This is a genomic window from Prevotella sp. BV3P1, from assembly GCF_000479005.1.
In the GTDB taxonomy this organism is placed as follows: domain Bacteria; phylum Bacteroidota; class Bacteroidia; order Bacteroidales; family Bacteroidaceae; genus Prevotella.
This window is the reverse complement of record NZ_AWXC01000054.1, coordinates 1-10,765: the sequence shown is the minus strand read 5'-3', so window position 1 is coordinate 10,765 and position 10,765 is coordinate 1. Positions and strand designations below refer to the sequence as shown.

Sequence of the window (10,765 nt, the reverse complement as noted above, 5' to 3'; positions counted from 1 at the left end):
GAAAATAAGGTTTTGTATATCAAAGTTCATTATTTTTGCTACTGCTATAATCAGGGTGGGTTATATAAATTACCACCCCCATGACATTCACAAATAATGAAGGGTTACGCCCTGTGAAACCTTAACAAGGCTAATTTATAGGACCCGCCATAAATTTAATACCGACATGAGAGCAACCTTTCTGAAGTTTTCTCTAATGGCACTGGCGCTATCAATATGTGCGCCACAAGCAGCCATGGCTACTCACCGTCTGCAAACCACTCAACAGGTACGCACAGTACGAGGCACCGTAATCGATGCGGCAGACAACCAGCCTGTCATTGGTGCGAGTATCGTGTTAAGCGGCACGTCCATCGGAACGATCACCGATGTAGACGGAAAGTTCACCATCAAGGCCGTAGGTAAGAATCCTAAACTGGTTATTTCCTACATCGGGAAAAAGACGATAGAAATGTCTGTCCCCGAATCGGGCGTAATAAGCGTCAAGCTGGAGAATACCGACGACCTACTCGACGAGGTGGTGGTAGTAGGCGCCGGCACACAGAAGAAAGTGAGCGTGACAGGTGCCATCACCAGCATCAAGGGTAGCCAGTTGGCCGTTCCATCCAGCAGTCTGTCCACAGCCTTTGCCGGAAGGATAGCCGGTGTGGTGGCCCGCCAAAACAGTGGCGAACCAGGATCAGGCGCCGAGTTTTACATCCGAGGCATAGGAACCTTTGGTGGGCGCGCCACTCCACTCATCCTATTGGACGATGTTGAAGTGTCGGCACCCGACCTGAACTATGTGCCAGCCGAGAACATAGAGAGCTTCTCCATCCTGAAAGATGCTTCGGCAACGGCCATCTATGGCGCACGGGGTGCCAATGGCGTGATGATTGTAACCACCAAGGGCGGCGATTATAACTCAAAAACCAGGCTCAACATGACGGTAGAGAACTCGTTCAACTACATTGACCAATTTCCCAAGTTCGTCGATGGCGCCAGGTACATGGAGATGTACAACGAGGCAGCGCGAGGAAGTGGACAGGCCGAGCGCTACACGGCATTAGAGATTGAGCGTACGCGCACAGGCTATAATCCATTGGTTTACCCCGACGTGAACTGGAAGGACCTGATGTTTAAGAACATGAGCATGCGTCAGGCAGTGAATGTAAACGTGAGCGGTGGCGGTTCTAAAATGAAATACTACATGAGCTTGAACATGACACACGACTCAGGACTGATTAACACAAAGAAAGCCTATTCGTGGGACAACAACATCAACATTGTGAACTATACGTTCCAAAACAACCTGTCGTACAAGCTCACGCCCACCACCACCATCCAGATGAACATGAATGCGCAGATTCGAAACACCAAGAGTCCCAATGTGACCAGCAGAGATTTGTTCAACCTGATCCTCACCACGAACCCCATCCAGTTCCCTGCCACCTACCCTGCGATTCCTGACGACCCAATGTATGACCATATACTGTACGGAAACGACTACATCACCGGCAACGTAATGTACATCAACCCCTACGAACGCATGATGACTTCGTTCAAGGAGATGGACCAGAATATTCTGAACACAGTTATCAAAATAGACCAAAATCTTGACTTCATCACCCGTGGACTGAACTTCAATGCCTGGGTGAACTTCAAAAACTTTGCAGGATCAAGTTACCACCGGTCCATCACCGGCCACAACTATCGCATCAAGGCAGGTAGCTATGATGCTGAGAACCCGGAATCGACCTACGAACTTGAACTGTTGAATACGAATGGTACCGATTTTATCTCACAATCGAACATCAGCAAGTGGGGTGACCAAACCATAGAGATGCAAGCAAACCTGAACTGGAACCGTCGTTTTGGCAAGCACAGCTTAGGTGCTATGGCACTGTACCGCCAGCGTGAGTATAGAAATGAAGTGTTACCCAACCGCAATCAGGGCATCTCCGCACGCCTTACCTACGATTATGACACGCGCTATCTGCTTGAATTCAACGCAGGTTACAATGGTACCGAGCGTCTGGCCAAGGAAGACCGCTTTGGATTTTTCCCCGCAGTATCGGCTGGTTGGGTAACGAGCAACGAGACTTTCTTCAAACCACTCAAGAAAATAATCACACACCTCAAGCTACGTGGTTCGTATGGTATAGTTGGTAGTGACGATTTGGCAAAACCATCAGGTAGCTACTATCTATATATTGACAAAATAGCCGACAACAATCTATCAAAACTGCAATGGCAATTTGGACAAGACGGTGAGATTAGGGGAGGCGGTCCCATGCTGACTTACTATGCCATGAAGGGCCTGGGATGGGAGAAAGTGAAAAAACTGGACCTCGGTCTGGATCTACATTTGTTGAATGGTCTGGAACTGACGTTCGACTACTTCCTCGACAAACGCTACGATATCTTCATGCATCGCGAGGCATGGCCACAGTCACTGGCATACCATGAGGCAAGGCCATGGAGCAACATTGGCAAGATGAACAATGAAGGATTTGAGGTGAGTCTACGGTACAACCGCCGTTTCAGCAAAGACTTATCAGCATCGATACAAGGTAACCTAACATACAACCAAAACAAGGTGATCTACATGGATGAACCTAACTATCCCACCGTTTGGAAAACGGCCATCAACAAGCCCTATGGCAACATCATGGGCTATGTGGCCGAAGGTCTGTTCAGGAGTCAAGAGGAGATAGACAACAGCCCGAAACAGAACCTTGGCTCGGTGGTACGCGTGGGTGACATCAAGTATCGTGACATCAACGGCGACGGTAAAATCACCGATGACGACCAAATGATGATTTCACAATACAACGGAACACCGCGCTTGCAGTATGGATTCGGCGGAACCATCGAGTACAAGAAATTTGATTTCGGCATTTTCTTCACTGGTTCAGCTCTGCGCAAGATTATGACCAACGGCATGGATCCGTTCCAAGAAGGTGCTGGCGTTGGCAACAGAAACGTTGTACAATACATCGCTGATGACTATTGGTCTGAAGAGAAACAGAACTGGAATGCCTCTTATCCTCGTCTTGGACTGAAGAAAACTGATATCGCGAACAATACAAAGCCCAGCACTTACTGGCTGCGCGACGGATCGTTCATGCGCTTAAAGAACATTGAGCTGGGGTGGAGCTTTAAGTATGGACGCATATACGTCAGCGGTGTCAACCTGTTAACCTTCACATCATTCAAGCTATGGGACCCCGAACTGAGTGGATGGAACGCCTATCCTATGCAGAAAACCGTCAATGTAGGCCTTCAGCTTCATATCTAATTCATGTCTTACCTTATTATAATGAACATCATCATGACAAAACTATCTAAAATGAAAATACTATCAGATACAAAGATTGTGAGCATGGCCCTGTTATTTTCAGCGGCAACACTGACAACTTCGTGTGACTATCTTGACGTGGTTCCGCCAGAGCAGGCTTCCCTGGATGACGCCACAAAGAGCCACGACCGTGCCATGGGCTTCCTTTTCAGCTGCTATGCTGGCATAGGATTAATAGACCATCCCACTCACCATGGAGGTGAAGTACCCTCGTCTACCGACGAGTACTTGCTGCCGTACTCATGGGCGCCTGATGCGTTGTGGGACGACTATGCCTGCAACACGGCGTCAGCCACAAACCAGCATTGGATATGGGGTACCACCTATCAGTTTATCGGGCAGTGCTTGTTGTTTCAAAAAGAACTGGCGAAGATGAAAGGCAACTTTGTATCCGAGGCAGAGAAAAAAGAATGGATCGCTGAGAGCAAGTTCCTCATTGCCTATTATCACTTTGCCACACTTCGCCGATATGGACCCATCCCCATTACCGACAGCTATGTAGCGATGGATACACCTACCGATCAATACAACGGAAGGTTCCACTTTGACTATTGCGTAGACTGGATTGCCAAGATGCTGGACGAGGCTGCCGAGGGACTTCCTGCCGTGCGTACCAAGAGCGAAGAATGGGGACGCGCCACGTCAACCATGTGCAAGGCCGTGAAAGCTCGTATGCTGCTTTATGCCGCATCGCCTCTATGGAACGGAAAATTCCCATTCCCAACTTGGGAGAACAAGAACTTTGAAACACCTGGCTATGGAAAGAAATTGGTAAGCACCACTTACGACAAGAGCAAGTGGGAGCGCGCTTTGCAAGCCAACCTCGAAGCTTTCAGGCTGGCTACCGGTGAAGGAGATCGCGAACTCTACAACGACTTAAACTTCTATAAGCGTAACGAGCTGAAGCTGCCCTATGCCCCTGGCATTAGTGATGGTGACTACCCCACAGCGAAAGACAAGGCCAAGCAAGAAGAATTCCTCAAACGCGTGATGCTGATGCGCTACGCTGTATCGACCCGCGAGAGCGAAGGCAACAAAGAATACATCTGGGCCTCATGGAAAATGCCAATTTCAATGCTCGGTCGTCTTCCACACCATATCATCAAACTGAAGAACGGCAGTTGGAAAAATGGCTTCAGCGGCATTTCGCCCACGCTTTACACCATTGAACATTTCTATACCAAGGATGGAAAACTACCTGAAAAGGACAAGAACTTCACGCCAAAGTCAGAATGGTTCACCTCGGCAAACATCCCTGGCCGAAAAGACATCATCAAACTCAATGCTCATCGCGAGCCACGCTTTTATGCATGGATGGCTTTCGACGGTGGTGACTATGGCTCTGTATTACGTGCCGGACAACCATTGAGACTACAGATGCGCAATCCCAATGAGCAGGGATTCAGCAGGCAATTCAATCGAGACAACAGCGTGACAGGATATCTCACACAAAAATATGTTGACCCAAAATTCGAATTTGGTAGCGGAGGTTCATTAAACGGAGGTTCAGATGCACCAATCATCCTCTTTAGACTGGCGGAGCTATATCTCAACATTGCCGAATGCTATGCGGCTTTGGATGATGTTGACAACGCTCTCAAATACCTCAACCCGGTACGTGAACGTGCAGGCATTCCTGACCTGACCAAAGCAGACATCACTAATGACATGACCATCACCGACTGGGTACGCAATGAGCGGTTCATTGAGTTGTGGAACGAAGGACAACGGTTCTTTGACGTCAGGCGATGGTGTGAAGGTGAGAAATACTTCTCGGCAGGCAAGCGAATGGGGCTCAATGCTGAGGTAACCAACCCAACGTTCGAGGAATTCAACGTTCCCACAAAACCGAAGCATCCGTTTGTCTGGAGCAACAGGATGTATCTCAACCCAGTATTCTTCAACGAGGTGTATAAGAACCCGCAAATGGTTCAGGCACCAGGCTATTAACGAGTAATGTAAAATAAGAATATGAAAAAAACAATATTAGCAGTACTTTGTGCCACGGCACTTATGATGAGCTCATGCGAAAGCTATGACAACATCGTTCCAGAGAAGTACAATAAGATTATCTCACTGCAAAATGCCGGCGAGCAACCAGTGAATCTTTATCGTACTGGCGAGAATACCATCTACACCATCACAGCGATGAAAGGCGGATATACACCAGACGTTGCAGCAAAGGCTACCGTGAGCGTGATGAACGAGAGCGAGTTTGCCGAATACAAGGAAATCAGTGGACAGGACTACAAGATTCTTCCGGCAGAGTGTTATACCCTGAACAATGCAGAACTTGACTTCACTCCAGCCGACCGATGGAAGAAAGCCGAGCTGGCTGTGAATCCAAATATCGTAGACAGATATGTAAAAGACGGCTCTGAGGGATATGTTATCCCACTGATAGCCAAGAGCGCAACAGACTCAGTGTTGTCCTCTGCCAACATAATCATACTGAAACCAAAGGCAGTGATTGAACCGTCTGTATCATTCAGGAACCTTACACAGAACACACTTACTACTGAGATGGGCCCTGGAGGTGGGACCATAGAACTACCCATGGCCATGCAAGTGGACAACTTGTGGAACTTTACGGTTAAGGTCGAGGTAGACCCAGCCACCACAACCATTCCAAAAGAGAATTTCGAACTTGACAATGCGGGAAAAATTGTCTTTGAGAAAGGAAAGAATGGAAAGCTTACTCTCAAGATTAAAAAACTTGAAACCATTGTCAACAACAAAATAGGACTGAAAGTAAGTGGTATCGAAGGAAAACCGTTTGCCTATTCGGAGAAGGTCATCTGCGTGAATATTCTGGGACCGAAATTCCCACTCAAGGCAGACATGCTCTCCTCTAATGCCGTTGAGCCACGAGAAGGATCGTTGGCAAACTTGTTGGATGGCAATGTATCAACCTTCTTCCACTCGTTATGGAGTTCCAAAATCTCAGAAAAACACTGGCTGCAGGTGAACTTACCAGAGAGTCTCAACTATTTCCAATTCAACTACACAAACCGACAGAGCAACGGTAATGCCGCCCTGAAAGACTTTGACGTGATGGTAGGCCCAGACGACTCGCATCTCACACTGCTGCGCAACTTTACGCTCAGCGACGGCTTGCCAACAGGCGGTGCCGGTACATTTGCCTCGCCAGAACTGAAGACAGAGCAACCCATCAAGGTGATTCGCTTTGTCTGCAACAAGAGTTTCGGAGGCCAGTTCTGGGTATGGAGCGAACTTAGCATTAGACATCTATAGCGGTACGATGCTCAACAACATACCGCACACATAATTGCGATGACGCCCACACACTATAACGTGTGTGGGCGACTTTTATAGACGATTGCTCAACTTGCATGGAGGACACAGCCTAGATTACTTCATCCATGATCTACGCCGCACATATCCAAAATAAGCCAAAGTAGGATTGCAATCTTACTTTGGCTTATTTCATTTATTCACCGAATGTTCAAGGGACATCACCCCGTTTCATCATGCCGGTTTGAAGCGGGTTTATTTATCTTCCTCGTCTTTCTTCGCTGCTTTGCGAACAGAACGCTTACGCTTTGGTTTCTCCTCCGTTGCGTTGTTCTCTACTTTCACACCGGCCAATTCAGGGTCAATCATGATACGACCACAATACTCACAAACGATGACCTTCTTATGCATCTTGATGTCCAGCTGTCGCTGAGGTGGTATCTTGTTGAAGCAACCACCACACGCATCACGCTGCACATAGACAATGCCCAATCCGTTTCGTGAGTTTTTGCGGATACGTTTGAAACTTGAGAGCAGGCGAGGTTCTATCGTCAGCTCAAGTTCACTGGCCTTGTTTTTCAGTTTTTCCTCCTCGTCACGCGTTTCCTGCATGATTTCATCAAGCTCTTCCTTCTTCTCCTTCAAGGCTGCCGTACGATCCTTAATCAGCTCATCGGCCTCTGCCAAATCGGCATTTTTCTCCTCCACCTTGATCAAAGCTTCCTTGATTTTCTTGTTGCAAAGCTGTATCTCAAGACTTTGGAATTCGATTTCCTTGGTCAGCGTGTCATACTCGCGGTTGTTCTTCACCTCATCAAGCTGCTTCTTGTAACGCTCCACGCTCGATTCGGCACTTGTAATATCTGCTTTCTTCTGGGTGATCGCCTTCTTGAACTCATCGATGTCGGTCTTGATTTTCTCCATGCGAGTGGTCAGACCGGCTATCTCGTCCTCCAGGTCCTGCACCTCCAGTGGCAGTTCCCCGCGCAAGGCTCGTTTCTCGTCAATGCCCGACAGGGTGGTTTGCAACTGATAAAGCGCCTTCAACTTCTCTTCTACTGATAAATCTGTAGGATCTTTCTTTGCCATGTTCTATTTGATTTTTTAATTGATTCAACCCATTATTAAAGGTAGATGATTGGATTTGTGTTGATTTTAGTCAGATGACATTTAGCTCCGTGACACTGCTCCTCGATAATCTGTTTCAAAAGCTCGGTAGTGTACTGCTCACTCTGGTAATGACCTATCACGGCCAACTGAATGCGCTGCTCCATATCGAAGAACTCGTGATAGCCCATTTCGCCCGTCACGAAGGCGTCGGCTCCGGCCTGCAACGCGTCTTTCAAGAGAAACGAACCCGATCCTCCACACATTGCAACGGTTTTGATGGGTCGCCGCAACAGCTGATTGGCCTGCACGCATTCCACGTCAAATTCGCGTTTGAGCATCATGATGAAGTCATCGGCAGCCATTGGTTCTGCAAAGGAACCGACAACACCCCCACCACCTTCCACACCATCAACCAGCTGCGTCTTTCCGATGAACGATAGATTTTTCAACCCCATCTTCTCGGCAATCTTGTAGTTCACGCCACCTTTGGCACTGTCCAGGTTGGTGTGCATGGCCACGATAGCCACGTTGTGACGGATGGCCTTCATGACGGTTCGCTGTACATAGTTTTGGTCGGAGATGCACGACAACCTGCGGAATATCAGCGGATGATGCGCCACAATAAGGTTACACCTCAGCGCAACAGCCTCGTCTACAATCTGTTCCGTCACATCCAGACACAATAAAGCCCCTGATAGTTCCGCCTCTGTCAATCCAACTTGCAACCCAGCGTTGTCATAATCTGCTTGCAAGGGCAAAGGCGCGAATCGTTCAAGGGCATTCACCACTTCTATTATCTTCACGCTACCTATATTATTTAGCTGTTGCAAAGATAATGTTTTCACGACAAATACGCAAGACCGCAACGCAGTTTAACGTTATTTTCCGTTTCACATGCTCTTCACAACCCTATTTTTTCTAAACAAAAAGCACTAAGTTCATGCAACCCATCGCCATAGCATGAACTAAAAGAAGAAGATACAGGCATGGCACTAAATGAACACAGCCAAGCAAGGAACGGATGATTGTGAACATGTCGTGAGCCATGCCATCGCTACAGATCGAAGTTGATACCATACTTCAGGTTGATGGAGGGCATGACATGACCGTCAATATAATGTATCACGACATCAGCACCCCATATTCCAGAAGACGGCAGGTAATAGTCTATACCCAACACGCTGGCCGCAGAGAAGCCTTTAAACTCGTGTCCTTCTATCTCGGTCACTATTTTCTGTTTCGGATTACCCGTCGTTTCAATGGCTCCCCAGCCTCCCAACAACTGCGCATAAGCATGTAGGTGATCGTTCACAGGATGCAGATAGCCCGCACCCACACCCATGAAGGAAGCATCCTGGTTGTGCTTTAGGCTTATCGCCTCGTTGGCATAAACGCCCGGGTATGTTCCCCTACTGAAGCCACCATGTATCAGGGCAGCCGCGAACCAGTTGTCTGTTACCATACACCTACCTGCGAGATTATAGTCCCACCCTATCTTTTTGGTCATGCCGGGGAAATATTGCAGGCCACCAGAAAGCTCTATTCGGATGATTTGCGCCTTAACCTTCAATGGGCATGCGCTCATCATCACGACCAGCCAGCAAACGCTCAACAGGCGAAATCTGGCTGATAATTTCTTGCAGGCGCATACTGAGCGCTTGTGACACGTCATGTCCAACTATTTATGGATGGTAAATTTCCGCGATGGCTTCAAAATCATCCGGGCGGATGTCCTGATTGTTTATTTTCTTCGCCAAGGCTGCATCGTCATTGAGATATTCCAACAGCAGTTTGCGCTTCTGTCGCTTGCTGATGTCAGAGACCGAAATTGTCTTTGGCATTTTGCCGCCTTTCTTTAGTGCCAGATGCTCAATGCTACCGTTCTGAACGCTGGTAATTTTAAGGTATCCACTCGAGGGAATAGAGTAATCAAAACTGCATGTATAGAATTCGACATACGGTCCTGTTGCAGTCACTGCCATCCACAATGGCTTACGCATCTTTTTCCTCAGAAATTCTGATGGGAGATACTTCAACGTGTGCTTAAGTTCAGGATGCGTCTTCTTCCACACGGTAAGCGTGGCGATGTCTTTAGCTTCCACAACGGTCTTCTGCCCATCGTTGACCACAATCGAGAGACGCTTGGTGTTGACATTGGGCATCTCAACACGTCCCACATACTCCTTACCATCTTTCATGATAATCTTTCCTTCTTCCTTGTCGGTAGCGTCTTTAACCAGTCCGTAAATTTGACATCCGCCAAGGGTCATCGCCACGCATACGGCGGCAATAACGGCAAACAGTGATTTCCTCATATCTGTATATTTAGTTAATAGTCAATTTGTGGTCTACCAAACGTAAGCCACTCCTACTTGGAACAACGTCCGATCGTAGTTTTTAACGTACCGATATTTTGCCTCGGCAAAACCTTTGAACGATGGCGTGAAATAATACTCACATCCCGCACCGAGGTCAAAATTGAGATTGCCTTCCGAATCGTCCGAATAGTCATCAGGAAGGATGTCGACACCTGCGGGTTTCTCTATCACATTGTTCAACTTCATGATAGAATACCCCAAACCTAAAACAGGATAAATACCCAGCTTGGGCGTCAATGCGAACACATAGTTGAAGTCGGTGCCAAACTCAATAAAACTGGCGTTGTTTTGCTTGAAAAAATAGTTGGCAAAGATGCTGGCACGGAACTCATCACCAAAAAACTTTTGCAAGGTCAATCCGGCACCGCCATGGCTGTAATCTCCGCTTGTTCCATAAAGGGCCGAGGCACCGAACGCATAGGTTCCAAAGTCGGTCTTGATTTTGGCGTTTGTTGACATGCAACAAGCAACAATGCAAATAAATGCAACAAATAATCTCTTCATACGGTATTTATTTAGTAAAGAATTTAACATTTCAAGGCCATTGCTTCACGCTCCAATATCATGACGCATACTGCTTGAATATAACAATGCAAATATAAGAAAGAATATTGATATTTTGTTTTTTTACATACTTTAACTGAAAATAATTTTAGTTTGACGAGTTGACAAGGTGACGAGT

8 protein-coding genes are annotated in these 10,765 nt (G+C 47.3%); 3 read left to right on the top strand and 5 right to left on the bottom strand.

All coding sequences use genetic code 11. The annotated features are described in order from the left end of the window. Nucleotides 1–166 precede the first annotated feature (166 nt). Genes HMPREF1254_RS10505 through HMPREF1254_RS10495 form a run of 3 tightly spaced genes read left to right on the top strand, consistent with a single transcriptional unit; the run spans nt 167 to nt 6,595 of the window. Complete coding sequence (locus HMPREF1254_RS10505; RefSeq protein ID WP_081699070.1) at nt 167–3,280, top strand: SusC/RagA family TonB-linked outer membrane protein; 3,114 nt, start codon at nt 167–169, stop codon at nt 3,278–3,280. Between the two features lie 51 nt (nt 3,281–3,331). Further along, nucleotides 3,332–5,290: a RagB/SusD family nutrient uptake outer membrane protein gene (locus tag HMPREF1254_RS10500; protein ID WP_036880013.1), complete on the top strand. Its 1,959-nt coding sequence runs from the start codon at nt 3,332–3,334 to the stop codon at nt 5,288–5,290. Between the two features lie 21 nt (nt 5,291–5,311). Then, a complete protein-coding gene (locus HMPREF1254_RS10495) occupies nt 5,312–6,595 on the top strand; it encodes a BT_3987 domain-containing protein (RefSeq protein WP_023058651.1) in 1,284 nt (427 codons plus the stop codon). 255 nt (nt 6,596–6,850) lie between these two features. On the opposite strand, the gene HMPREF1254_RS10490 is transcribed toward HMPREF1254_RS10495, so the two are convergent. The 5 genes from HMPREF1254_RS10490 to HMPREF1254_RS10470 all read right to left on the bottom strand — a co-directional run bounded on the left by HMPREF1254_RS10490 (nt 6,851) and on the right by HMPREF1254_RS10470 (nt 10,587). Beyond that, nucleotides 6,851–7,684 carry a zinc ribbon domain-containing protein gene (locus HMPREF1254_RS10490; RefSeq protein ID WP_023058650.1) on the bottom strand — a complete coding sequence of 278 codons (834 nt, stop codon included), beginning with the start codon at nt 7,682–7,684 and terminating at the stop codon, nt 6,851–6,853. 35 nt (nt 7,685–7,719) lie between these two features. After that, on the bottom strand, nt 7,720–8,508 hold the full coding sequence (locus HMPREF1254_RS10485) for a Nif3-like dinuclear metal center hexameric protein (protein WP_036879969.1): 789 nt from the start codon (nt 8,506–8,508) through the stop codon (nt 7,720–7,722). 251 nt (nt 8,509–8,759) lie between these two features. Beyond that, nucleotides 8,760–9,377: a hypothetical protein gene (locus HMPREF1254_RS10480; protein ID WP_155945465.1), complete on the bottom strand. Its 618-nt coding sequence runs from the start codon at nt 9,375–9,377 to the stop codon at nt 8,760–8,762. Between the two features lie 10 nt (nt 9,378–9,387). Continuing rightward, nucleotides 9,388–10,020 (bottom strand): hypothetical protein, encoded by a 633-nt coding sequence (locus HMPREF1254_RS10475; RefSeq protein WP_023058648.1) that lies wholly within the window; start codon nt 10,018–10,020, stop codon nt 9,388–9,390. 33 nt (nt 10,021–10,053) lie between these two features. Beyond that, entirely contained in the window at nt 10,054–10,587 is a 534-nt protein-coding gene (locus HMPREF1254_RS10470; RefSeq protein ID WP_196806306.1) for an outer membrane protein, read from the bottom strand. Nucleotides 10,588–10,765 lie beyond the last annotated feature (178 nt).